We start from the raw sequence: 21,956 nt of genomic DNA on the forward strand, positions 1-21,956 counted from the left end.
TGTAAGTAGGGGGTGTAAGGAGTCGCCTACTAGGCGGGCGGTAAAATCTCGTTCAGACAGGCCACGGCGTTGAGCGTGCGCGGGTAGCCTACGTAGGGCAGCAGCTGCGTGAGGACGTTGATAAGGGTCTGGCGGTCATTGCCCACGTTGGCATTCCCTTGGATGTGGCCCTTCATCTGGGGTTCGGTACCGCCCAGCGCAATCAGGGCCGACAGGATGACGATTTCGCGGGTTGGGTGGTCCAGCCCCGTGCGGGTGAAGTAGTCGCCGAAGCAGTTAGCCGACAGAAAGTGCTGAAAGTGCAGCAGGTCCTGGGGCGCGTTTTTGTGCAGGTCGTCCAGCTTGGGTCCCACCACGATGCGCTGCACGGCATAGCCCTCAGCAAACCGGGTTTCGGGCGTGGTCGTCGACTGGCTTTCCAGCGGCAGTTCAATTCCTTTCTCAATAAACCGCTGATTGGTGGTTTGTAGGAAGTCCCCCACCCGGGCCATACCCACGTAGGGCACCACCTGGTAGAGCACTTCCTTGATTTCAACCGGCGTGACGCCTGCCGTCAGCGCCGCGTCTAGCAGCTGGCGGTATTGGGAGAGGGCCTGCCCGCCAACAGTCGCTGCCAGCAGGGCTAGTAGCCGCTTTTTTACGTCCAGCTCGTCGTGCTGGACCACGTCGCCAAACGCAAAGTTGTGAAACACCGCTACCAGGTCGGGGTCCGTGGCCTGGGCCGCGGGCTGTTGGCCTGGCCAGAGCTGCTCGTAGGTGCGAACGGCGGCTTCGCTCAGCTGCAAATACTCGTTGGGCGGCTGGGTGCCCGGGTCGGTTAAGGAGGTCATGGTCAGAGGGCAGGAGTTGACCGCTCCGCGTCCTGGCGAAAGGCCAGAGGCGTGCGGCCAGTCTGCTGTTTAAAGAAGTGGCGGAAGGTGTCCGGCTGCGCAAAGCCCAGGCTGGCGGCAATGGCGGCCACGCTCCAATCGGTGTATTCGAGCAATGCCTGTGCTTCGTGGCCGACGCGGTGGGCAATGTGCGCCGCCGGGGATAGGCCGGTGGTGGCCTGCACCGCCCGGTTTAGCTGGCGGACGGCAATGGCGAGCCGGTCGGCAAAGGCCGCGGCTGTTTTCAGGCACAGCCCCTGCTCGGGGCTTTCAATGGGAAACTGCCGTTCCAGCAGCTCCAAAAAGAGGGCCGTAATGCGGGCCGCCGCGTTTTTGGGCCGGTCAAAGTGGGTGGATGGCTGCAGTCGCCGCACCTCGTGCAGTAACAAGTGGAGGTAGCTGCGAATCAGCTCGTCCCGAAACAAGTACGTGGCCTGCTGCTGCGCCAGTATCTTCTGGAACAGGTCTTCCACGTAGGCCGCCTGCGCCTCATTCAGCTGAAACACCGGCGTGCCCCCGCTGGCAAATACCGGCGACTGCTGCCAGCTGGTCGCCGCGTCGTGGTTGCCCATAAACTCCTCGCTGAACAGGCAGGCGTAGCCGTGCTGCTCGGCCGAGCGCAGTTCCATGGAACACGGAATGAGCGGGCTGGCGAAGAACAGGCACGTACCGCTCAGCGCAATGCTTTTGTCGGCGTAGTGAATGGTGCTTTCGCCCCGCAGCAGGCATACTTTGTAGAAATCCCGCCGGTTGAAGGACGGTACCGAATGCTGCACCAGGTCTATTTCGTAGGCCTTGAAGCCTTTCAGCTGCCGCGCACCGGCCTGGTGGTCGGCGGCAGCCAGCACTTCCTTGTTCATGAGATAAGGGGGTAAACCAACTCCGCCCGCGCACGCCGCCGCATACCCGGTGGTGTCCGGGCAGGGTGGGAGTACGAACAGTCAGTGTTGGGGACGCTGGCAGCGGTAGCGCTACGCGGCGGAAACTGCTTTGCGGCAGGCCAGGGGGGTGCTGCCGGTGTGCTTCTTGAAGAAGTTGTTGAAGTACGTGGGGTACTCAAAGCCCAGGCTGTAGGCAATGTCGGCCACGCTCCAGTCGGTGTGTTGCAGCAGAGCCTTGGCCTCGTCCAGAATGCGGCCGGTGATGTGCGCACTCGTGGGCTTGCCGGTGATTTCCTTCACCGCCCGGTTCAGGCTGTTGACGTGCACGGCCAGCCGGTCGGCAAATTCCTGGGGCGTTTTGAGCGCCAGCCTCTGCTGGGGGCTTTCCAATGGAAACAGGCGCTCCAGCAGCTCCAGAAAGAGCGAGGCGATGCGGGCCGCTCCATTTTTGGGCTGAAAGGAATGCTCGTAGGGCTGCAGGTGCAGCGTCTCGTGAATCAGCAGCTGCAGGTAGGTGCGAATCAGCTCCCCTTTAAAGGGGTAATCCGTGTTCTCCTCGGCCTGCATCTTCTGGAAAATGCTGGTCAGGTAGGCCGCCTGCGTTTCATCGAGCTGGAACACCGGGGTGCCTCCCAGCTGAAACAAGGGCGACTGCTGCAGGCTCTCCGACCGCTCGCCGCTGCCTTTCACGAACTCCTCGCTGAACAGGCAGGCGTACCCCTGGTGCTGGTCCGTGCGCAATTCCATCGAATACGGAATGTGCGGGTTGGAGAAGAACAGGTAGGTACCGTCCAGCTCGATGCTCTTGTTGGCGTAATGAATCACGCACTGCGTGGTCATGATGCTCACCTTGTAGTAGTCCCGCCGGCTGTAGAGCAGGGGCGTCTGTTGGGGCTGACGTACTTCGTACAGCTTAAAGCCGCGCAGCTTTAAGTCGCTTGTATTCAACTCCACCGGGGAAACGCCGCTGCCAGTACTCATGCTAGGAACTTACGGAATTCAAGAAAAAAGTGCCGGACAGCGGCGTGGCATTACTTAGTTTTTACCGGCGTATACGCGGGTCTGGCCCCCGTCGACGATGAGGTCAATGCCGGTGATGAAGCTGCTCGCATCCGAGGCCAAAAACACAAGCGCGTCGCCAATGTCTTCCACCGTGCCCACGCGTCCTACCGGAATTTCGGACGCGACCCGCGCCACGTAGTCGTCCACCTGCTGCTGGGTCATCTTCTGCTCGTGGCTGTAGCCCTCCGTGGGCACCACGCCGGGGCTGATGGTATTGACCCGGATCTTGCGGTCCTTCAGGTCCGTGGTCCAGCTGCGGGCCAAGGAGCGCACGGCCGCTTTGGTGGCGGCATACACCGCGAAGCCGGGCAAGCCCATGTCGGCCGTGATGGAGGCGTTGAGGATGACGGAAGCGCCGTCTTTCAAGACGCCCAGCAGGCTCTGCACGGTGAGCACGACGCCCTTGACGTTGATGCTCAACTCGCTGTCAATCTGCTCTTCGGTTAGGTCGGCGAGCGGGGTGGCGTGGCCGCCGCCGGCGTTAGCAAACAGAATGTCGAGCTGGCCGTGCGCGGCCTTGATGGTGTCGGCTACGCGCTGAGCATCGCTTTTGCTGGCCGCGTCGGCCTGAATACCGTGGGCGGAAGGCCCTAATTTGGCAACAGCCTCATCGAGCACCTGCTGCCGGCGGCCCGTGATGTAGACGATAGCGCCGGCTTCAATGAGACGCTTCGCAGAACCAAAACCAATGCCGGTGGTGCCACCGGTTACCAGGGCAACGCGCCCTTTTAAAACTTGTGTTTCCATGTTATTATAGGAAAAAAACCTAACTCCCAGGCAACGGGGCGCCTGCCCGGCGGCCCGGGAGCAAAGTCAAATGAAGGAGGAATGAGGGGCGCAAGCCCGCTCGGGGTCTCGCTACCTTAGCGATTCACCGTGGCTTGTTGCTGGGCATTGTAGCGCGCCCCCTGGATTTTTACCTGCTGGAGCACTTCTTCAATGCGGCGCAGGTCATCCGCGGTCAGCTCCACGTTAGCGGCGCCCACGTTCTCTTGCAGGCGGTGCAGCTTGGTGGTGCCGGGGATGGGCGCAATCCAGGGCTTTTGGGCCAGCAGCCAGGCCAGGGCAATCTGCGCCGGCGTGGCCTGCTTGCTGTCGGCAATGCCTTTGACCAGGTCCGTCAGGGCCAGATTGGCCTTGCGGGCTTCTTCCTGGAAGCGGGGCAGGGTGTTGCGAATGTCGCCTTCCTTGAAGGTGGAGTCCGCGTTAATGGCGCCGGTCAGGAAGCCTTTGCCCAGGGGGCTGAACGGCACGAAGCCAATGCCCAACTCTTCGAGGGTCGGGATAATCTGCTCCTCGGGCTCGCGGGTCCACATCGAGTACTCGCTCTGTAGGGCCGATACCGGCTGCACGGCGTGCGCCTTGCGGATGATGTCCACACCGGCTTCGGAGAGGCCGAAGTACCTTACTTTGCCCTCGGCAATCAGGTCTTTTACGGTACCGGCTACGTCCTCAATCGGCACGTTGGGGTCTACCCGGTGCTGGTAGAAGATGTCGATGTAGTCGGTTTTCAGGCGCTTGAGCGACTGCTCGGCCACTAGGCGAATACGGGCTGGGGTACTATCGAGACCGGCCTTCGCGTCGCCGTTTTTGAAACCGAACTTGGTAGCGATGACCACCTGCTGCCGTACGTCTGCCAGGGCATTTCCCACCAGCACTTCGTTGGCTTCGCCATACGCCTCGGCGCTGTCGAAGAGGGTTACGCCCAGGTCCACCGCTGCCCGCAGTAGCTTAGTGGCTTCGGTGATATCGGCGGCTGGACCGTAGCCGAAGGTCATGCCCATGCAACCCAGACCGAGGGCTGATACTTCCATTCCGCTGGAGCCAATTTTGCGCTTTTTCATCTTGTTTTCTAGTTGAGGGTATAAGGAATAGTCCTTGCGTGGCAGCACTTGCTTAGGGCCTTTCAAAGCCCCCGTAGTACTTGCTGCAATTGACTATACAAAGGTCCCCTACCCCCAACGCGGCGGAAAACGCGATTCAAACCAAAAAGTAAGAATATCAAACCAGATGCAAAAGAGAGGCTACTCCTAGCCTCTCTTTTGAAAAGTATCATTGAAATTGACTTGGAGTGGTCTAGTCACGCTAGACAGTTCAGAGTACTGGTATCGGGCAACTTGGTCACAGCCGCTTTTGTACTGTGTTTTTTATATACCAGCTGATTCCAGTTGGTTAAACATGAAGTATTGATGAAAATAGGGCTTAGGTGGCATTCTAAGAAAGCTGCATCTTACCATGCCACCTGATTTCTCTACTTTAGTTTGGTCTAGTTTGATGGGAGCAGGTCAGTTGCCGAAGCGATACGCAACAGACTGCGTCGCCACCCGCGAACTGGAATGCGCTCGAGAATGCTCCTCATGACTGACATGTATTGACCGGGCCTTGTCACGCCGGTGATGCTCAGCACGAACTGGCCAGCCCGTTTAGCTTTTGTGCCAACCTTTTACCCAAGGCCAAGTTTCGGACGCGGTGCTCGATGCGCCGGGCTCACTTATCATTCAGGAAGCGGGCAACCGGACGTTCTCGATGCAGACCGCGCTGCACGAGCTGCTAAAATAGCCAGCCTACCTACTATATTAAAGCGCCTGTCAGGCTGAGCTGGCGCAGCATTTTTTCGCGTGAGAAATCATATTTCTAACGGAAGATGCTGCGCCAGCTCAACCTGACAGGCGCTTTGAGCTACCAGATATGGACGACGTGCTTAAAACTCCTGCACCGTGGGGCGTAGCACAATTTCGTTGATATCTACCTCGGCGGGCTGCTCGATGGCGAACGCAATGGCCCGGGCCACTGACGACGCTGGAATAGCCTGTTTGTAGAACTCTACCACGCCCTTGGCACTTTCCTCGTGCGAGCTGCCGTGCTGTAGCTCCGACTCTACCGCGCCGGGCTCGATGCTGGTGACGCGAATGCTGCCGCCTACTTCGTGGCGCAGCCCGTCGGATATAGCCCGCACGGCGTATTTGGTGCCGCTGTACACGGTGCCGCCGGGGCTGAACACTTTGATGCCCGCCACCGACGAGATATTGATAAAGTGCCCGGACTTTTGCTGCTCGAACACGGGCAAGGCGGCCGCGATACCGTAGAGCACGCCTTTGATGTTGATGTCAATCATGCTGTTCCACTCGTCCACCTTGGTGGCACTCATGGGCGCAATGGCCATCAGGCCGGCGTTGTTGATGATAACGTCGAGGCGACCAAACGCTTCTACAGCCTTATCAACCAAGGCTTTTACTTCTTCGGCTTTGGTTACGTCGGTTTGCAGAATCTCTACCTTTCCGCCTGCGGCGCGAATATCGGCAGCAATTTTTTCCAGGTTTTCGAGGCGGCGCGCGCCTAGCACTACGGCGGCACCTTTGCTGGCCAAATGGCGAGCCGTAGTTTCGCCCAGCCCGCTGCTAGCGCCCGTGATGACGACTACTTTATTTTCGATATTCTCCATGATGTTCCTCGTTTGGCCTCGCTTTACTTAAGGCGATGTAGGGGAGAACCGGTAGCTACAGCAGTTGTTTCTTGGGTGGTGGTCTAATTTAAGGTGAGAGTGTAGTTATCGATAACGATTTTAATGCGGGCAGTATGGATTGCCAAACTTTTGCTAAAGGAGCAGGATTTGCGCACCAGCATACCGCACCGCTGCCGTAAGGAGCAATTACTAGCTTCGACAATACTGGTTTGCCCTTCGCCTTTCAGATACGGGCGGTGTCGCCAGCGGGGCAGCACGTTTGTATAGGCATTCCAGCGGTCGGTAAAATACCAGCAGTGGCGGCGGTAGCGACGCGGCAAGGCTTGCCACAGCCGCTGCGCCGTTTGAGCACTGCGGTTGCCCAAAACCCACGCCACGATGCGCCGACTGGCGCGTTCGACCGCAAGCAAGAGCCAGACCTTATGCGCTTTACAGCGTTTTTTCTAAAACTTCTTCCGCCGCAGTCGGGGCAGCGGGGGCGAAGCTGCCCGCGCTTTTTTTAGCAGCTTAGCCACCGTCACGCGCGCCACGCCCGTGGCGTGCACAATGCTACGTTGGGAGTTGCGTTCTACTTAACAGTTTTTCCACCTGGGCATATTGGGCGGCTTTGGCGACAGCAGCGGGCGTAAAACGCGCTTGGTAGCCACAGGCTTTACACTGATATTCGGCATGCCCTTGGCTCGGACCATTGCGCCGAATAGGTTCGCTGCCACATTGGGCACATAGATGTTGCGTGTAAACCATAATCCCTCCTACGCTTTTCACCTCTTAATAGACCACCGCCCAGAAATTCTTCCTTGTCGGGGGGGAGGTGACTGGTTACACTCCAGTCAGCTAGGTAGGGTGTTGTTAAACAAATAGGGTAAAACCTCCGAGTCCATGGCTAAAAGGGGTTCTTCTTCCCAAAGGGCGGATTTACACGCTAAGCACTTTTTAGCTTCTGGGCGTAATTGTAGACGGTGCCATAGGCCAGGTCTAACTGCTTGATGACTTGATTCATAGATAAGCCATTGCGCAGAAGCTGCGCAATGGCCTCCTGCTTAGACTGGGCCAGTGGCGGCCGGGCCACATGCTTGCCCTGGGCTTTGGCCCGGGCCATGCCGGCGCGCACGCGCTGGCTGATGAGCGTGCTCTCAAACAGGGCCAGCGAAGCCATGACGTGGAACACCAACTCGCCCGTGGGCGTGGTGGTGTCGATATTTTCCTGGTAGGAGACGAAGTCCACCCCTAGGCTCTGGAATTCCTTCGGCGCGTTGACCAGCGCCTGGGTCGAGCGGGCAAAGCGGTCGTAGCGCCGGACCAGCACCGCGTCGAGCTACCGGTTCTTGGCCGCCGCCATCATCCGTTTGTACTGAGTTCATTCCTCGCTGGTACCCGAGGCCTAGTCCACGTATTCATCGACAACGGCAAAGCCGCGGCGCTGGGCGTACTCGCGCAGGGGGCGCAGCTGCGTCTCCGGGGCCTGCCCTTTGTCGAGGGTGGAGACGCGGGCATAGAGCGCCACGCGGGTGGGCTGGTCGGTCGGGTTGGCGGGCATCGGAGGTTATCAAAAAGGAGTTCCTTGTTGATAGGCAGCACGCACCCGCTCTACAGCGTAGAATCAGTCTTTCTCAGGCAGTACTATAACCCTCTTTGATAACCGGGCTTAGCGTGTAAATCCGCCCTTTTGGCAAAAGAACCCCTATGTACCCTAACCGGGAGCCGGATGAGGAAATTGAAATCGACGACTACGAATAGCCAGCGGGTGCCAAAGTAGCGCCACTGGCACAAAAAAGCCCGAGGCATTGATGTCCTCGGGCTTTTCGGTTCAAGAGTAGCTCATTCAGCCTGCTGAACTGAGCTGCTCAGCTAGCTGCTTGAAAATTTCAAAGGCCGCGTGCCCACCTATGCTGCCGACACTTTCCTTAGTCAACTCCTGTAACGCGTCAAGGGAGCGCAGTAAAATCCCTTTCTTGGGTTCACTGCGTTGTAGCTGCGCATCGACTACCTGCAGTTGATCGTCAATATCTTCTCGTTGCGTCGCAAAAGTTTCAGTGGCCAGTATCTCACGGAGCTGCTTAACCAGCTCTTTCAGCTGCTGAAGCTGCGTACCTGAAATGACCTGCTTCACTGAGTCGCCACTGGCTACATTCACCTGAGCCCCCTGCCCGGTATTCGTCGTTTGCACAGAATTAGCACCCGTAGAAACTGCGTTGGTGCTGTTGTCGCCAAAATTGAAAATCTGGCTCGTTTGAAAGGGAAACGCCGCTTCCACCTTATCCAGCCTTTTTTCTTCCTGCTGGATGAAGTAAATCGTCTCATGCATGCCTAGATCAATCGGGCACGCTTCAATTTTTCCCTGAAAAGTGCATTTGAGCTTGTGGGCTGCCAGTTCTGTATTCAGTAGCTGAACGACTTCTTGGAGATACAGTTTTTTCTCACTCTTCTCATGGAATTGGTGGGTGCCAGCAATCAGGATACGGCGCGTTTCACTTAGGCCGTTCGGGGTGTTGAATGGGTACCGTTGTGCAGTCGCTTTGTCAAAAGCAACCTGTGCCTGCCGACGGACAATATCTTCGTGTGTCATTACGGAAGTAGTTAACTGATGTGGACGTATCCTGTTAGCTGCCGCTTTCTCTCCGGCCTCGGTTAGATGTACATCGAAATAGTGAGTACGCCGACCATAGGGCCACTCGTTGAGCGTGTCGTTTGGCTTGTCATATTCCAGGAGGCCGCGCCGTACGCATTCCTCCAGAATAAGATGAAACTCCACCTCATCTTTGGCAGCTGCTAAGGGAAAGTCATTGTGGATATTGATGTCGCGTGTTTTGTACGCCGGCACATCCACATCATACAGCACCTGTAACAAGTGGTCCCGCTTTTCCTGCAGTGACTCCGAAGTGCCCTGGGCGTCGTGGAAGGCCTGGCTGGTGATGTGAAATGGCTCTTGTCCTTTCTCCGAAGCCTCCCGGCAAAGCCCAGCCAGCTTGCTGCTGGGGGCATGGTTGCCGGCTACCGTACTATGGTACAGCCCTATCAAAAAATTAAAATCGAAGATGGCCTTACCGATGGGTGCAAATTCATACAGCACCAGCTTATTGTTACCTCTGTACGGTGAGAAAACAGCACTGCCTTTGATGGGGAGACCAGTTAGGGGACACGTGGCCAAAGCATTGAATAAGGAGTCAGGCATTTGACCAATGTATTAGGCAGTTAGCACCAGTGTAATGTCAGCTTACAGTAGGCACGAAGCTACTAAAAAGCCCCTGACTGTTATCCGTCAGGGGCCTTCTAGTGGGCATTTTGCTGTCGTCAGGCTCCACTCAGGCTTTCTGGGCCAGCAGCTGCAGGGCGTAGGTGCGGTGGGATAGCTCCAGCTCGTCCGGATTTATCGTGGCCCCGGCGGCAATGCACACCCCAATGGCCTGCTTGATCATCCCTTGCCCGACGCCCCGAAACTTGTCTAGTTCCGTCAGTGTATCGGCCAACTCGCCTATAGTATGAATACCGGCAGTCCGGCAGCAGCTCAGCAGCCGGCGGGGAAAACCGGGCACGTCCGCCAGGCTCTTAGCCAAGCCATCGCCGGAGGGTGCCGACTCAAAGTAGGGTACGGCTACGGCCGCCAGAATAGTAACCCCTGGCAGTACTTCTTCCGACTTCTTCCAGCGGGAAACAATGCTATTTTCGGTAAGCGTGTCGTCGGTTACTTCAAGGTCGATTACAAGCTGAAATCTTCTCATATGGAGCAAAAACAAGATAAAATAGGAACAGGGCGGCCTTGCCCAACGGAAAGATACTACTCCTTTTGTTACTTACTACTCCTACCCTTGCTCCGCGATTTCTTGGAATGTTTTCTCCAGCTTATCGGCCATATTCATCACCTCTATACCCAGCCCCACTAAGTTCTCCGGCAGGGTAGGGGTTCTTCTTCCCAAAGGGCGGATTTACACGCTAAGCACTTTTTAGCTTCTGGGCGTAATTGTAGACGGTGCCATAGGCCAGGTCTAACTGCTTGATGACTTGATTCATAGATAAGCCATTGCGCAGAAGCTGCGCAATGGCCTCCTGCTTAGACTGGGCCAGTGGCGGCCGGGCCACATGCTTGCCCTGGGCTTTGGCCCGGGCCATGCCGGCGCGCACGCGCTGGCTGATGAGCGTGCTCTCAAACAGGGCCAGCGAAGCCATGACGTGGAACACCAACTCGCCCGTGGGCGTGGTGGTGTCGATATTTTCCTGGTAGGAGACGAAGTCCACCCCTAGGCTCTGGAATTCCTTCGGCGCGTTGACCAGCGCCTGGGTCGAGCGGGCAAAGCGGTCGTAGCGCCGGACCAGCACCGCGTCGAGCTACCGGTTCTTGGCCGCCGCCATCATCCGTTTGTACTGAGTTCATTCCTCGCTGGTACCCGAGGCCTAGTCCACGTATTCATCGACAACGGCAAAGCCGCGGCGCTGGGCGTACTCGCGCAGGGGGCGCAGCTGCGTCTCCGGGGCCTGCCCTTTGTCGAGGGTGGAGACGCGGGCATAGAGCGCCACGCGGGTGGGCTGGTCGGTCGGGTTGGCGGGCATCGGAGGTTATCAAAAAGGAGTTCCTTGTTGATAGGCAGCACGCACCCGCTCTACAGCGTAGAATCAGTCTTTCTCAGGCAGTACTATAACCCTCTTTGATAACCGGGCTTAGCGTGTAAATCCGCCCTTTTGGCAAAAGAACCCCAGAATTCTCAAGGCAGCTCAGCAACTACGTATAATAGTTACTGAGCATAGATGAACGGCCTGCTCATGTTCTTTTCTAGCCTGGCTCGAAGCCTCAAGCCCTTCACGTTTTGCATCGTGCCGAGTTCTGCAACAGCCACTGCACCATTCGGGGCCAGGTAAACCAGGATACACGAGCTCACATACTGGTTTGAAGCGGCCATGGTCTTTTTGTCCAGCCACTAGTTGCGTCCGTCCATGTTAATCCTTTCGGAGAGGCAGCACCTTTGTTATATCAATTCACCTAACCCCCACTTCCATGAAGAATGTAGGATTGCTGGTCCGGCTCGAAGCGAAGCCCGGTAAAGAGCAGGCAGTACTCGAATTTTTGACGGGCGCTCTGCCCCTGGCTCAGCAAGAGCCGGCTACCATAACCTGGTATGCTATTCAGCTGGCGCCGGCCACCTTCGGTATCTTTGATACCTTTCCGGATGAAGCGGGCCGGCAGGCGCATCTGAACGGCCCTATTGCCGCTGCGTTGATGGCCCATGCAGCCGACTTGCTGGCCGTGCCGCCTGTCATTGAACAAGTAGCTATCTTGGCTGCCAAATAATTACCAGCCCCTAAAGCGACCTATGCCCAGGCATAGGTCGCTTTAGGGGCTGGCGGGCAGTTAGTCCGGTTGGCTAGCTGCTATTCTTCTCACGCAATGGCGATTGACTGTCTCCTGCTAACTCATCCGCACACGGGTGAATTAGCGTTTCGAAGCTACTCCTTTAGCGACGACACCCCGTTTAACTACTTGCAACGCAATAATTATTACTCCCTCATTCTGCTTACGCAGGGCAGCGGCGAGCTACGCGCCAACTTTGCCACCTACCTGTTTGCTGGCAGTACGCTGTGTTGTTTTGGCCCTTACCAACCCTACACTATCCAAGCCAGCACCGCTGTAGCGGGCCTGGTCCTGGATTTTCATGCCGACTTTTTCTGCATCTACCGGCATCAGCAGGAGGTAGCTAGCAATGGCATCTTGTTCAACACCATTTTTGAGCCGCCCTTCTTCCCGGTTACAGCAGAGGCGGTGCGTGAATTTGCGGCCCTGGCAGCTGTGATGCAAGAGGAAGTACGGCGCCAAGAGGTAGCACAACAAGAGTCCATCGTATTATATCTGAAGCTCTTTTTGCTGAAAGCTATCCGTATTCGTACTGCACAGCCCGCGTTAGGCACCGAGCAGAACCCGTCTGGCCGGGAGCCCTGGCTCCTGCAGCAACTTCAAGAGGCCATTAATACGCACTACCGCCACCTGCACACGGCCGGGGAGTATGCCGACCTGTTACGAGTTCCCGCCCGAAGCCTAACGCGCCTAGTCAAGTCCCATTATCAGAAGACGCTCAGCCAACTCATCACGGAGCGAATCATTATGGAGGCCAAACGCGAACTGTACCTAACCAGTCAATCCGTCAAGGCTATCGCCTTCGCGCTGGGCTTCGGGGATGAATACTATTTCAGCCGCTTCTTCAAGAAAAATACGGCCGTATCGCCGCAGTTTTTTCGTGAATCAGTTGGGTTCGCAAAAGCAGAAGAAAGCTAGCGCTGTTGAGCTGCCAGCGGTTGGCTGGAGAAATCGTTTTTCTCAACCAGACCGCAGGCTTTCTTCTATAGGCTGCTGGCTCCCAAAGAGACCCCATACGGCGCATAGTATATAAAAAATATAATTATATAGGTAATTTAGGTGTTTTTGAACAAATAGGGTAAAACCTCCGAGTCGTCCGGTTAGGGGGCGGCATTTTGGCTCGGTTACCGCTGCAGTTTGGCTAGGTAGTTTTTCAGGGAGAGGTACTTGCCGTACTTCAGGTGCACGTCCACGATGGTGGTGAGCGGTACGCCCAGCGCGTGCAGGTGCAGAATCCGCTCGCGGTCGGCGTCGTACATGGAGGGCTGCACCACCCCCTTGGGCTTGCCAAGCACGATGCCCTGCTCGCGCCGCGCCCGCAAGCCTTCCTTCGTGCGCTCGGAAACGAAGTCCCGCTCCAGCTCGGCCAGCATGGCGAAAATGGTGAGCAGGATTTTGTGGGTCATGTCGCGGTGATTCTGCGGGTCCAGGTCCAGGCCCTGCTTGACCAGAATCAGCCGGCACCGCTTCTGGTGAATCAACTCTTCAATCAGGCCCAGCACTTCGCGCAGCGAGCGGCCCAGCCGGGAGAGCTCGGAGACGATGACCGTATCGCCGGCAGCAACCTTGGCCTTGGTTAAAAGTTTGGTACAAAGGTTAAACAGGCTAGTGAGAATTGTCTGACTCTCGGTGGGAGGCCCGCGCCTGCTACGGCTAACCTTTTTCACAAACTTCCCGTGCGCTTAGCCCCGGCGGGGTAATCGAGCTCGCCCAATACCGGCCCGAAGGCCCATTGGCCCGCCAAAAAGGCCATTCTGAATGCCAGGACGGCGCGGTGGCGGTGGGTTTCGCTACCTTTAAAGCGCATGAGCACGACCGCAGGGCCCTTGAAAACGCCGCAGAAGACCCCGCCCCTGGTGAGCGGCGCCACCATTGCCCTGGCGTGGCTGCTGTTCAGCGGGTTCATGGTGCTGCTGATTTTCGTGCAGAACCTCTCGGCCGGTACGCCCACCGACTGGCGCGAGGCCCTGGGCGGGCGCCTGCTGCACGGCCTGATTTGGGGGCTGCTCACGCCGGTGGTGTTTGCCCTGGCGGCCCGCTTCAACCTCCTCGAGAGCCGCCACCGGCTGCGGCACCTGCTGGCCCACGCGGCGGCCAGCTACGTCCTCACGCTTGCTTACCGCCTCGTGTACGCCGCCGTGATGCACGGCAGCGGGGCCGTGCCGGGCCGGGTTTCCCTCGCCGAGGTCGTGGCCAACGCCAACAGCTGGGTGCCCATTTACTGGATGCTGCTCTGCATCGCCTACGCCGTGCAGTACCGCGAGCGGTACCGCGAAGGCCGGGTGCGGGCCGCCCAGCTCGAAACCCAGCTGGTGCAGGCCCAGCTGCAGGCCCTGAAAATGCAGCTCCAGCCGCACTTTCTCTTCAATTCCATGAACGCCGTCTCGGCCCTGATGAGCCAGGACGTGAAGGCCGCCCGGCGCATGCTGGCCCAGCTCAGCCAGTTTCTGCGGCTGGTGCTGGAAGGTACCGACGAGCAGGAAGTGACCCTGGAACAGGAGCTGCGCCTCACCCGGCTCTACTTGGAAATCGAGCAAACCCGCTTCCCTGACCGGCTGGCCGTGCGCTACAATATTGCCCCCGATACCGAAGGGGCGCTGCTGCCCGCCCTGCTACTGCAGCCAGTGGTGGAAAACGCCGTGCGCCACGGCCTGGCGCCCCGCGCCGGGGCCGGCGAGCTGGCCGTGCGGGCCGAAAAACAGGGCGACCGGCTGCTGCTGCAAGTGCAGGACAACGGCCGGGGCGCGGCCGACACCGCCGCGCGGGGCATCGGCCTGCGCAACCTGGAAAGCCGGCTGGCCACGCTCTACGGCCCGGACTATGCCCTGGCGGTGGAGTCGGCCCCGGCGTGCGGCTACTGCCTGCGCTTGTCCATCCCGTTCCGGCGGGCGGTGGCCGGCGTTACCCCAGAGCCCGCATGAGCCCCATCCGCACGCTGCTGGTCGACGACGAGCCCCTGGCGCGCAGCCTGCTGCGCGAACTGTTGGCCGATTTTCCGGCGCTGGCCGTAACGGGCGAAGCCGCCAACGGCACCGAGGCCCTCACCGCCCTGCACACCGGCGCATACGACGTCGTTTTCCTTGATGTGCAGCTGCCTGACCTTGATGGCGTGCAGGTGCTGCGGCGGCTGCAGGCGGCCGGCCAGCCGCTCCCGCTGGTGGTGTTCGTGACGGCCTACGACCAGTACGCGGTGCAGGCCTTCGCCCTGCACGCCGTCGATTACCTGCTCAAACCGCTGGACCCCGACCGGTTTGCCGACTGCGTGGGCCGGCTGCCGCCGCAGTTGCTGCTGCGCCAAAGCCCGGCCCCCGGCCCCGCGCTGGCGGCCCTGCTGCACAGCTGGACCGCCCCGCCTGTGCCCGACTATCAGGACCAGTTTCTGGTGAAGCTGCCCGAGCGCAGCTTCTTCGTGCCGGCCGCCGAGGTGTGCTACTTCGAAGCCACCGGCAACGGCGTGCTGCTGCACGCGGCCGGCAGGCACTACCCGCTGCGCACGGCCCTGGGCCAGCTGGCCGAGCGGCTCGACCCGGCCGTGTTCCTGCGCATTCACCGCTCGTGCATCGTCAACCCGGCCCACATCGTGGATTTTAAGCATTGGTCGCACGGCGAGTACCTGTTTCGCATGGCCAACGGGCAGCACGTCACCTCCTCGCGCAGCTACAGCGCCGGGGTGCAGCAGCTGCTCAAGCGCTTCGCCTGAGCCGGGCCGGGCCGCAAAAGGCCGGTTCACCCCGGAATAGGTCCAGTTGGCCCGTGTCGGGCGTTCATCTTCTGGAGTTGCCCGTTAGCGCACCAGCCCCCCGCTCATGAGGTGGCAACGGCGCACGACATGACCAAACCCTTCCTCTTTTTACTAGCACTCACCTTCATCGGAGCCCTGACAGCCCACGCCCAACATAACCCGGCGGGCACGAAACCGATGCCGGGCATGGCCGGGATGGCCGGCATGCACATGAACCACGGCATGGCCGCCCCGGGCACCCCGGTCGCCGCCTTCCAGCACGGCATGGATTCGGTGATGGTGGTGATGGACGAGGGCATGCGCCGCATGACCGGCGCCAACCCCAACGACATCGACGCCAGCTTCGCGGCCATGATGCTGCCCCACCACCAGGGTGCCGTGGACATGGCCCGCCTGCAACTGCTATACGGCAAAGACCCGGCCCTGCGCCGCCTCGCCCAAAGCATCATCGCCGAGCAGCAGGTCGAGATTCAGCAGATGGCCGCCTGGCTGAAGCAGCATCCGGTGGCGAGCCAGAGTTCTGGCAAATAGCGCCCAATCAATCAGAACCGTCATGCTTCGACTACGGCTGCGCTCCTGGCTTGATGCGCCACATGCTCAGCATGACGTTCTTTTCCCCAATCCCAAATGAAATTTCCCCTTCTCCCCGGCCTGCTGCTTATTACCAGCGCCGCTGCGGCCCAGGCCGTGAGCCACCGCGACCGGGTGTACACCGCCGACCAGATTTCCAACACCGTTTCGGTCATCGACCCCGCCGACAACCAGCTGCTGGGCCAGATTGTGCTGGGCAAGCCGCAGCCCGATTTGCTGTCGGCGCTCTACAAAGGGCAGGCGCTGGTGCACGGCCTGGGCGCTTCGCCCGACCACAAATTGCTGGCCGTGGTGTCGGTGGGCTCCAATAACGTCACTTTCATCGAGACGGCTACGAATGCCATCCGGGGCAGCGTGTACGTGGGCCGCGCCCCGCACGAAGCTACGTTCCGGCCCGACGGCAAGGAGGCCTGGATAACGGTGCGCGGCGAGGACTACCTCTCCGTCATCGACGTGGCCACGCTGCGCGAAACCCGCCGCGTGCCCGTGCCCAACGGCCCCGGCCAGATTGCCTTCAGCCCCGACGGCCAGCGCGCCTTCGTGTGTTCCAGCTTTTCGCCCGAGCTGGCGGTGGTGGACGTGGCCACCTACAAAGTCATCAAAAAGGTCCCCGTGGTGAGCCCCTTCTCGCCCAATATCTTCCCTACCCGGGACGGCCAGCAAATCTGGTTCACGCACAAGGACGTGGGCAAGGTGTCGGTGCTGGATACCAAGACGCTCACCATCAGCGGCGTGCTGACGACCGGCCCCATCTCCAACCACGTGGCCACGGTGGACGTGGCCGCCGGCAAGCTGGCCTACGTGACGGTGGGCGGCGAGGACGTGGTGAAGGTGTACAGCCGCGCCCCCGGCTTCCGGCAGCTGGCCACCATTCCGGTGGGGGCGCTGCCGCACGGCATCTGGCCCTCGGGCGATGGCAGCCGGGTGTACGTGGGCCTGGAAAACGGCGACTCGGCCGTGGCCATCAGCACCGCGAGCAATAAAGTGCTGGCCAAAATAAAAGTCGGGCAGGCCCCGATGGCCCTGATGTACGTGCCCAACGCCGTGCCGGCCGGCGCGGCCGGCGCCACCGGCCTGGGCCGGCAGCTGGTGGACCAGCCCGCCATCGTCCGCACCCTGAAGCCGCCCACGCCCGGCCCCGCCACCGGCACCATGACGCTGCGCTCGGAAGGGCTGGTGGATTTGGCCACTTTCGCCCTGCGCGGCCTGACGCCCAACACCGACTACGACATCTTCCTGACCAGCGGCACCAAGGCACCCTACCCCCGTGACTACGCCCTGACCACCGTGCGCACCGACGCCAAAGGCGGGGCCATGGGCCAGGCGCTAGGGCCGGTGCAGCGCATCGCGGGCGGGGATTTGAATACATCCGGCAAAACGTTTTCGCGGGTAATCGTGGCGCCCAAAGCCGCTGACAGCGAACCCGTTTTGGTGGCCGAATAGTCCGCCTTTGGACGCCCACCCAAAGGCCATTCATGGCCGCCGGGACAACCATTCCTGCTGCAATGCCGAGCTAATCTAAACTGAATTCACTTGTAACCACAACCCTACAACATGCAATCCATTTTCAATCAACACACTGGCATCAGCTCGCGGGCGCAGTCGCTCAAGCGGTTTCTGCTGCCGGTGGCGGCGTGTGCGCTGCTGCTCGGCGGCTGCAAGAAGGACAACGAAGCCATCGGCGACACCAGCGCGCCACCGGTGCTCAACATCGTCTCGCCGGTGGAGGGCGCGACCATCATGCTCGGCGGGCGGCAGGGCAACGCCACCACGGCCGACTACAACGGCACGGGCTTCGCCATCAACCTGGAAATCGTGACCAAGGACACGGTCACCATCCCCACCAAGGAAAGCCTCAACATCCGCAACACTGCCGCCCTAGGCCAGCCCAACGTGAACCTGCCCGGCTTCGCGGCCAGCCTCGACGTGGACCTGATTAAGCCCGACGGCGGCACCATCCCGAAGGGTACCAACCTGGCCTCGCTCTTCAACATCGCCGGCACCGACGACACGCCCGGCCCCGGCGTGACTACCTGGGTGAGCTGGCACGTGCTGGAGTCGGTGGCGGCCGGTACTACCAGCTGCACGCTGACTACTTCGGTAACGGACCGCGCTGGCCGCAAGGTCACCGCCACCCGCTTGCTGAAAGTAGGCCCCGGACCCAACGGGGCCTTCAGCGGTGAGGCCCTGACGCCCGCCCCCAAACTCATCACCTACGGCACGGTGGACAACCCCGACGGCCCCACGGTGACCATGATTGCCCCGCGCACGCCCAGCAGCGTCAGCCCCGGCATCCAGACGGCGGGCGTGCTGCCGGCCCCGCCCACCAGCGGCGCGCTGTTTTTCATCCAGGTGTCGGCGCTCGATAAGTCGCGCAACGGCATCAACGTGGCCGAAAACGGGGACGGTGCCTTTGGCAAGCCCGCCGCTGACCGCGGCACGATTGAAGACAAGACGCAATCCAACGCCGGCGTGAACCGCTACGTGCCGGGCCTGAAAGTCACCTTCGACGTGCCCCTGCTCCAGCCCAACGGCAACGTGATTCCGGCCGGCGGCAACCTAGCCCCGGTCTTCAACACGGCCGGCAGCGAGCTGGACCCGAGCGGCTTCGTGCGCACCACCTTCGGCTGGAGCGTGGGAGGCACCCTGCAGCTGGGCGGCAAAACCAGCGTCACCATCAAAGCCGCCGTAACCGACGCGGCGGGCAAAACCGGCAGCACCACGCAAGTCGTGCAAATCAGCCCCGTGGCCAACGGCCAGCTGCTGACCCCGGCCCCGCGCTAAGGCACTGAATTTTAGGCCGTAGCCCCGCAACGGTCCGAAGGCTGGCTCGTTTCACGACGAGCCAGCCTTCGTTTTTTAGCGTCCCTTCCACTCCATTTTATTCTTCCATGCGCATTACTAACTTCTCCACTTTGGTCCTTGCGGCCACCCTGCTGCTCGGGGCTTGCTCGAAAAATAACGATGAGGACGCCCAGCCCGACATGGTAGTGCCGGCCGACCCCGGCCCTCAAGCGCCCAGCGCCAGCGACCGGGTGTACACGTCCGACCAGTCGTCGAACACGGTGTCGGTGCATGACCCGAACACCAACCGGCTGCTGGGCGTGATTCGCCTGGGTAAAGGGCGGCCCCAGTTCCTGAGCCCGCTCTACGACCGGGAAACCAACGTGCACGGCATGGGCGTCTCGCCCGACGGCAAGACGCTGGGCGTCATTGCTACCCTTACCAACGCGGTGGTGTTCATCGACCTGGCCACCAACGCCATTAAGAACACCGTGTATGTGGACCGTAATCCCCACGAGGGCTTTTTCACGCCCGACGGCAAGCAGTTTTGGGTGACGGTACGCGGGGCCGACTACGTAACGGTGATTGACGTGGAGAAAATGCAGGCCGTGAAAAACATCAAGACTGCGCCGGGCCCCGGCATGGTGGTGTTCCGGCCTGACGGCAAGGTGGCCTTCGTGGACCACTCCTTCACGGCCGAGCTGGATGTGGTGGATGTGAAAACCCGCGAAGTAATAGCGCGCGTACCGGTGGTGAGCAAGTTTTCCCCTAACCTGGCCGTAACGGCCGACGGCCAGCAGGTATGGCTTACGCACAAGGACGTGGGCAAGGTGACGGTGGTGAATGCCCAGACCTACGCCGTGGAGGGCGTGATTGACACCGGCCCTGGCACCAACCACGTGAACCTGGCCGGCCCCGGCGGTGGCACCCGCTTCAGCGGCGCGGCGGCCGGCGACTTCGCCTACGTAACCGTGGGCGGCGAAAACGCGGTGAAGGTATACACCCGCCAACGCCAGTTGGTGGCCACCATTCCGGTGGGCCCCAATCCGCACGGCGTGTGGCCCAATGGCGACGGCAGCAAGGTGTACGTAGGCCTGGAATACGGTGACGCGCTGGTGAGCATCGATACCAAAACCAATACCAAGCTGAGCGAAACTCCCAGTGGCCAAGACCCGAACGCCATCATTTACGTGGTGAAGGCCGGCGGTGGCAGTCCCGGCACCGGCAACCTGGAAGCCTTTGTGCCAGTCGCGCCCGTTAACCTGCGCCTGGTACCCGTCGGTACGCAGCCGGTACCCGGGGTAGGCGGCGTGGCCGTTATCCGGCCGGTAGAAGACGTGGACGAGTTGATTCTGGCTCTCAAGCGGCTGGCCCCGAACACGAACTACACCTTATACTTATCGGACAATAAAACCGCGCTGGTGGCCCCGGAGCCGGTTATCGCCTTCAAAACCGATGCCGAGGGCGCGGTCGAAGTCAACGCCTACTACCAGATTCGGCTGCGGCTGGCGGGGCGCTTTGCCGTGGTGGTGCTCGGCGACAAGAACCCGGCCGGCGCGGTCACGCTCACGCAGCCGTAAGCCGGCTGCTGACCAAAAAGGCCCCTGGTGCATGACGCATCAGGGGCCTTTTTTATGGGTGCAAACGCTTTTGCCTCGGGTAGCACCGGGGGTGTTTGTTGCTCAACTACCGCCGCCAGCCGGGAGCTGGCAGGTCGCCAGCTCCCGGCGGTGCGCCCGAAAGCGCAGCAGCCCTACCGCCAGCACCAATCCCGCCACGGCCAGCGCGGAGTACCCCAACCGGCCGCCCCGCTCGGGGTGAAATTGAAGGAGCGCCAACCCGAAGCCCACCAGTGCCAGGCTGGTGCGCACGTAGGTGAGCAAGGTCCGCTCATTGGCCAGCCGGGTCCGTTGCAGGGCCAGCCGGTCCGACAGGGTGAGGGGGTTGGTGGGGGTAAGCGGCATGGGGGTGGGCTACGTGAGGGTAATGGCCGCGCCCGGTTCGGCCAGCCGGTGAAACGTGATGCCGTGCTTCTCAAAGTACGGCCCGTAGTTCTCGTAGCGCTGCTGCACGAAGAAGGGCTTGATGTAGCCGTCGTGCACTGGCAGAATCTGCTGCGGTCGCATTTTCAGGGCGAAATCGGCCACCACGAGCTCCGTGAGAAAAGGCGCGGTGATGGGCAGAATGAGCAGCTCCACGCCCGCGAAGGGGAGCAGATTATGGGCAAAAGAGTCGGCCGGGTTCAGCACCTTGCCATTCACCAGCCAGGCTGTCATCTGTGGCAAGGGGCTGTCGAGAATGGCCTCGTGCTGCACCGGCAGGGCGTGCAGCTGAAACGCGCCCAACTCCAGGGGGCCTTCCTCGTGGATTTGCACGGCCAGGCCGTGCTTTTTCAATTCGGCCGCCACTTCACGATTGGAAATGATGACGGCCTGGTGCAGGGCCACGATTTTCTTTAGCGCCACCACATCAAGGTGGTCGGGGTGGTCGTGGGTAATGAGGACGACCGAGACGTCCTTAAAAACCTCCGGTTGCACCAGGCCTTCGTTGAAGGAAAACTTGCCGGGGTCGAAGAGAATTTGTTGGCCATCCAGCTCAAACAGCAGGCAGGAATGGATGTACTTGGTGATTTTCATGACCAGACTTAAATAGTGGGGCAGGACGGAAATGCGCGCCGAGAAGAGCGGAAATTTAACTAGCAAACGCTTACGGAAACCAGCGCTGCTAGACCCCTGCCGCCTCCTGCTGCTGGCGCAGGTACGCATACAGCCCGCCCAGCACCAGCCCGAACACCGCGTTGGCAACAAAAAAGTACGCCATGCCGCCGGCCGTCAGCACGTGCCCGCCCGCCAAGCCCTGCCCCAGCAGCGGCAGCACCACGAAGCCGTTGAGGACCCAGGGCAGCAGCGAAAACAGGCCGCCTTTTACCCAGCCATTGTCCGGCAGCCGGGGTTCGAACACCAGCACGTACAGCCCCACCATGCCCAGCCCCGTGAGGTAATGAAACAGCAGCTTGAAGCCCTCGGGCAGCCCCCCGGCCGGCAACACCGGCGTGGTATGCAGCAGTACAAGCTTGAGCAGGCCACCGCTTTCGGCGTTGACGGCCATCAGCGGGGCCGCTTTCAGCCCCAGAGTATTGGCGGTGATGGCGACCACGCCGGCCAGCAGGCCCAGGTACAGGCGGGGGTGTTTTTTCATGGGAGGGAGCAGAAAGGAAATAGGA

General features: G+C 60.4%; 23 protein-coding genes and 2 pseudogenes. 9 read left to right on the plus strand and 16 right to left on the minus strand.

The window, feature by feature from the left end; genetic code table 11:
- Window positions 1–29: 29 nt before the first annotated feature.
- The 5 genes from MWH26_RS19975 to MWH26_RS19995 form a co-directional block, all read right to left on the minus strand.
- Window positions 30–830 (minus strand): carboxymuconolactone decarboxylase family protein, encoded by an 801-nt coding sequence (locus MWH26_RS19975; protein ID WP_247977181.1) that lies wholly within the window; start codon window positions 828–830, stop codon window positions 30–32.
- A 2-nt stretch (window positions 831–832) separates the two neighbouring features.
- Window positions 833–1,729, minus strand: a complete 897-nt coding sequence (locus MWH26_RS19980; RefSeq protein ID WP_247977182.1) for an AraC family transcriptional regulator — start codon at window positions 1,727–1,729, stop codon at window positions 833–835.
- Window positions 1,730–1,840: 111 nt separating this feature from the next.
- Window positions 1,841–2,731, minus strand: a complete 891-nt coding sequence (locus MWH26_RS19985) for a helix-turn-helix domain-containing protein (protein WP_247977183.1) — start codon at window positions 2,729–2,731, stop codon at window positions 1,841–1,843.
- A 54-nt stretch (window positions 2,732–2,785) separates the two neighbouring features.
- The gene (locus MWH26_RS19990; RefSeq protein ID WP_247977184.1) at window positions 2,786–3,559 is read right to left on the minus strand and encodes an SDR family NAD(P)-dependent oxidoreductase; all 774 of its coding nucleotides are present in this window, start codon (window positions 3,557–3,559) and stop codon (window positions 2,786–2,788) included.
- A 116-nt stretch (window positions 3,560–3,675) separates the two neighbouring features.
- Window positions 3,676–4,656 carry an aldo/keto reductase gene (locus MWH26_RS19995; RefSeq protein WP_247977185.1) on the minus strand — a complete coding sequence of 327 codons (981 nt, stop codon included), beginning with the start codon at window positions 4,654–4,656 and terminating at the stop codon, window positions 3,676–3,678.
- Between the two features lie 586 nt (window positions 4,657–5,242).
- Here MWH26_RS19995 and MWH26_RS20180 point away from each other — a divergent pair.
- Window positions 5,243–5,371, plus strand: coding sequence for a hypothetical protein (locus MWH26_RS20180; protein WP_262490745.1), 129 nt, complete (start codon window positions 5,243–5,245; stop codon window positions 5,369–5,371).
- Between the two features lie 142 nt (window positions 5,372–5,513).
- On the opposite strand, the gene MWH26_RS20000 is transcribed toward MWH26_RS20180, so the two are convergent.
- From MWH26_RS20000 to MWH26_RS20025, 7 genes and pseudogenes are all read right to left on the minus strand, one after another.
- Window positions 5,514–6,254, minus strand: coding sequence for an SDR family oxidoreductase (locus MWH26_RS20000; RefSeq protein ID WP_089334418.1), 741 nt, complete (start codon window positions 6,252–6,254; stop codon window positions 5,514–5,516).
- Window positions 6,255–6,337: 83 nt separating this feature from the next.
- Window positions 6,338–6,685: an IS1 family transposase gene (locus tag MWH26_RS20005; protein WP_140467143.1), complete on the minus strand. Its 348-nt coding sequence runs from the start codon at window positions 6,683–6,685 to the stop codon at window positions 6,338–6,340.
- Between the two features lie 139 nt (window positions 6,686–6,824).
- Window positions 6,825–7,019, minus strand: coding sequence for a transposase-like zinc-binding domain-containing protein (locus MWH26_RS20290; protein ID WP_445991648.1), 195 nt, complete (start codon window positions 7,017–7,019; stop codon window positions 6,825–6,827).
- A gap of 178 nt (window positions 7,020–7,197) precedes the next feature.
- Window positions 7,198–7,812 (minus strand): annotated as a pseudogene (locus MWH26_RS20010) (recombinase family protein).
- Between the two features lie 285 nt (window positions 7,813–8,097).
- Entirely contained in the window at window positions 8,098–9,447 is a 1,350-nt protein-coding gene (locus MWH26_RS20015; protein ID WP_247977186.1) for a hypothetical protein, read from the minus strand.
- A gap of 130 nt (window positions 9,448–9,577) precedes the next feature.
- Window positions 9,578–9,994, minus strand: a complete 417-nt coding sequence (locus MWH26_RS20020) for a DNA-directed RNA polymerase subunit alpha C-terminal domain-containing protein (RefSeq protein WP_247977187.1) — start codon at window positions 9,992–9,994, stop codon at window positions 9,578–9,580.
- Window positions 9,995–10,205: 211 nt separating this feature from the next.
- A pseudogene (locus MWH26_RS20025) lies at window positions 10,206–10,820 on the minus strand (recombinase family protein).
- 442 nt (window positions 10,821–11,262) lie between these two features.
- Between MWH26_RS20025 and MWH26_RS20030 the strand changes: the two are divergent.
- On the plus strand, window positions 11,263–11,556 hold the full coding sequence (locus MWH26_RS20030) for a putative quinol monooxygenase (RefSeq protein ID WP_183405511.1): 294 nt from the start codon (window positions 11,263–11,265) through the stop codon (window positions 11,554–11,556).
- Window positions 11,557–11,652: 96 nt separating this feature from the next.
- A complete protein-coding gene (locus MWH26_RS20035) occupies window positions 11,653–12,534 on the plus strand; it encodes a helix-turn-helix domain-containing protein (RefSeq protein ID WP_206986442.1) in 882 nt (293 codons plus the stop codon).
- A 206-nt stretch (window positions 12,535–12,740) separates the two neighbouring features.
- Here MWH26_RS20035 and MWH26_RS20040 read toward each other — a convergent pair whose 3' ends face one another.
- The gene (locus MWH26_RS20040; RefSeq protein ID WP_198978999.1) at window positions 12,741–13,283 is read right to left on the minus strand and encodes a recombinase family protein; all 543 of its coding nucleotides are present in this window, start codon (window positions 13,281–13,283) and stop codon (window positions 12,741–12,743) included.
- 138 nt (window positions 13,284–13,421) lie between these two features.
- Between MWH26_RS20040 and MWH26_RS20045 the strand changes: the two genes are divergently transcribed.
- From MWH26_RS20045 to MWH26_RS20070, 6 genes are all read left to right on the plus strand, one after another.
- Window positions 13,422–14,537: a sensor histidine kinase gene (locus tag MWH26_RS20045; RefSeq protein ID WP_022821627.1), complete on the plus strand. Its 1,116-nt coding sequence runs from the start codon at window positions 13,422–13,424 to the stop codon at window positions 14,535–14,537.
- Complete coding sequence (locus MWH26_RS20050) at window positions 14,534–15,316, plus strand: LytR/AlgR family response regulator transcription factor (protein ID WP_022821626.1); 783 nt, start codon at window positions 14,534–14,536, stop codon at window positions 15,314–15,316. The genes MWH26_RS20045 and MWH26_RS20050 overlap by 4 nt, the downstream gene beginning before the upstream one ends.
- A 246-nt stretch (window positions 15,317–15,562) precedes the next feature.
- Complete coding sequence (gene copM / locus MWH26_RS20055) at window positions 15,563–15,889, plus strand: CopM family metallochaperone (RefSeq protein ID WP_262921999.1); 327 nt, start codon at window positions 15,563–15,565, stop codon at window positions 15,887–15,889.
- A 96-nt stretch (window positions 15,890–15,985) separates the two neighbouring features.
- Window positions 15,986–17,392 carry a YncE family protein gene (locus MWH26_RS20060; RefSeq protein ID WP_022821624.1) on the plus strand — a complete coding sequence of 469 codons (1,407 nt, stop codon included), beginning with the start codon at window positions 15,986–15,988 and terminating at the stop codon, window positions 17,390–17,392.
- A gap of 111 nt (window positions 17,393–17,503) precedes the next feature.
- Window positions 17,504–18,733 (plus strand): hypothetical protein, encoded by a 1,230-nt coding sequence (locus tag MWH26_RS20065; RefSeq protein ID WP_022821623.1) that lies wholly within the window; start codon window positions 17,504–17,506, stop codon window positions 18,731–18,733.
- Between the two features lie 107 nt (window positions 18,734–18,840).
- Window positions 18,841–20,313, plus strand: a complete 1,473-nt coding sequence (locus MWH26_RS20070; RefSeq protein ID WP_022821622.1) for a YncE family protein — start codon at window positions 18,841–18,843, stop codon at window positions 20,311–20,313.
- A gap of 102 nt (window positions 20,314–20,415) precedes the next feature.
- Here MWH26_RS20070 and MWH26_RS20075 read toward each other — a convergent pair whose 3' ends face one another.
- From MWH26_RS20075 to MWH26_RS20085, 3 genes are all read right to left on the minus strand, one after another.
- On the minus strand, window positions 20,416–20,697 hold the full coding sequence (locus MWH26_RS20075; RefSeq protein WP_022821621.1) for a YidH family protein: 282 nt from the start codon (window positions 20,695–20,697) through the stop codon (window positions 20,416–20,418).
- 9 nt (window positions 20,698–20,706) lie between these two features.
- A complete protein-coding gene (locus tag MWH26_RS20080; RefSeq protein WP_022821620.1) occupies window positions 20,707–21,369 on the minus strand; it encodes an MBL fold metallo-hydrolase in 663 nt (220 codons plus the stop codon).
- Window positions 21,370–21,457: 88 nt separating this feature from the next.
- The gene (locus tag MWH26_RS20085) at window positions 21,458–21,931 is read right to left on the minus strand and encodes a hypothetical protein (protein WP_022821619.1); all 474 of its coding nucleotides are present in this window, start codon (window positions 21,929–21,931) and stop codon (window positions 21,458–21,460) included.
- Between the last annotated feature and the right edge of the window lie 25 nt (window positions 21,932–21,956).

Origin of the sequence: Hymenobacter sublimis, assembly GCF_023101345.1 — a bacterium.
GTDB classification, from domain to species: Bacteria; Bacteroidota; Bacteroidia; order Cytophagales; family Hymenobacteraceae; genus Hymenobacter; species Hymenobacter sublimis.

Excerpts from the sequence above, each read along its gene's own strand:
- MWH26_RS19975 (WP_247977181.1), bottom strand. The coding sequence starts at position 830 with ATGACCTCCTTAACCGACCCGGGCACCCAGCCGCCCAACGAGTATTTG.
- MWH26_RS19980 (WP_247977182.1), bottom strand. The coding sequence starts at position 1,729 with ATGAACAAGGAAGTGCTGGCTGCCGCCGACCACCAGGCCGGTGCGCGG.
- MWH26_RS19985 (WP_247977183.1), bottom strand. The coding sequence starts at position 2,731 with ATGAGTACTGGCAGCGGCGTTTCCCCGGTGGAGTTGAATACAAGCGAC.
- MWH26_RS19990 (WP_247977184.1), bottom strand. The coding sequence starts at position 3,559 with ATGGAAACACAAGTTTTAAAAGGGCGCGTTGCCCTGGTAACCGGTGGC.
- MWH26_RS19995 (WP_247977185.1), bottom strand. The coding sequence starts at position 4,656 with ATGAAAAAGCGCAAAATTGGCTCCAGCGGAATGGAAGTATCAGCCCTC.
- MWH26_RS20000 (WP_089334418.1), bottom strand. The coding sequence starts at position 6,254 with ATGGAGAATATCGAAAATAAAGTAGTCGTCATCACGGGCGCTAGCAGC.
- MWH26_RS20290 (WP_445991648.1), bottom strand. The coding sequence starts at position 7,019 with ATGGTTTACACGCAACATCTATGTGCCCAATGTGGCAGCGAACCTATT.
- MWH26_RS20015 (WP_247977186.1), bottom strand. The coding sequence starts at position 9,447 with ATGCCTGACTCCTTATTCAATGCTTTGGCCACGTGTCCCCTAACTGGT.
- MWH26_RS20020 (WP_247977187.1), bottom strand. The coding sequence starts at position 9,994 with ATGAGAAGATTTCAGCTTGTAATCGACCTTGAAGTAACCGACGACACG.
- MWH26_RS20030 (WP_183405511.1), top strand. The coding sequence starts at position 11,263 with ATGAAGAATGTAGGATTGCTGGTCCGGCTCGAAGCGAAGCCCGGTAAA.
- MWH26_RS20035 (WP_206986442.1), top strand. The coding sequence starts at position 11,653 with ATGGCGATTGACTGTCTCCTGCTAACTCATCCGCACACGGGTGAATTA.
- MWH26_RS20045 (WP_022821627.1), top strand. The coding sequence starts at position 13,422 with ATGAGCACGACCGCAGGGCCCTTGAAAACGCCGCAGAAGACCCCGCCC.
- MWH26_RS20050 (WP_022821626.1), top strand. The coding sequence starts at position 14,534 with ATGAGCCCCATCCGCACGCTGCTGGTCGACGACGAGCCCCTGGCGCGC.
- copM (WP_262921999.1), top strand. The coding sequence starts at position 15,563 with ATGCACATGAACCACGGCATGGCCGCCCCGGGCACCCCGGTCGCCGCC.
- MWH26_RS20060 (WP_022821624.1), top strand. The coding sequence starts at position 15,986 with ATGAAATTTCCCCTTCTCCCCGGCCTGCTGCTTATTACCAGCGCCGCT.
- MWH26_RS20065 (WP_022821623.1), top strand. The coding sequence starts at position 17,504 with ATGCAATCCATTTTCAATCAACACACTGGCATCAGCTCGCGGGCGCAG.
- MWH26_RS20070 (WP_022821622.1), top strand. The coding sequence starts at position 18,841 with ATGCGCATTACTAACTTCTCCACTTTGGTCCTTGCGGCCACCCTGCTG.
- MWH26_RS20075 (WP_022821621.1), bottom strand. The coding sequence starts at position 20,697 with ATGCCGCTTACCCCCACCAACCCCCTCACCCTGTCGGACCGGCTGGCC.
- MWH26_RS20080 (WP_022821620.1), bottom strand. The coding sequence starts at position 21,369 with ATGAAAATCACCAAGTACATCCATTCCTGCCTGCTGTTTGAGCTGGAT.
- MWH26_RS20085 (WP_022821619.1), bottom strand. The coding sequence starts at position 21,931 with ATGAAAAAACACCCCCGCCTGTACCTGGGCCTGCTGGCCGGCGTGGTC.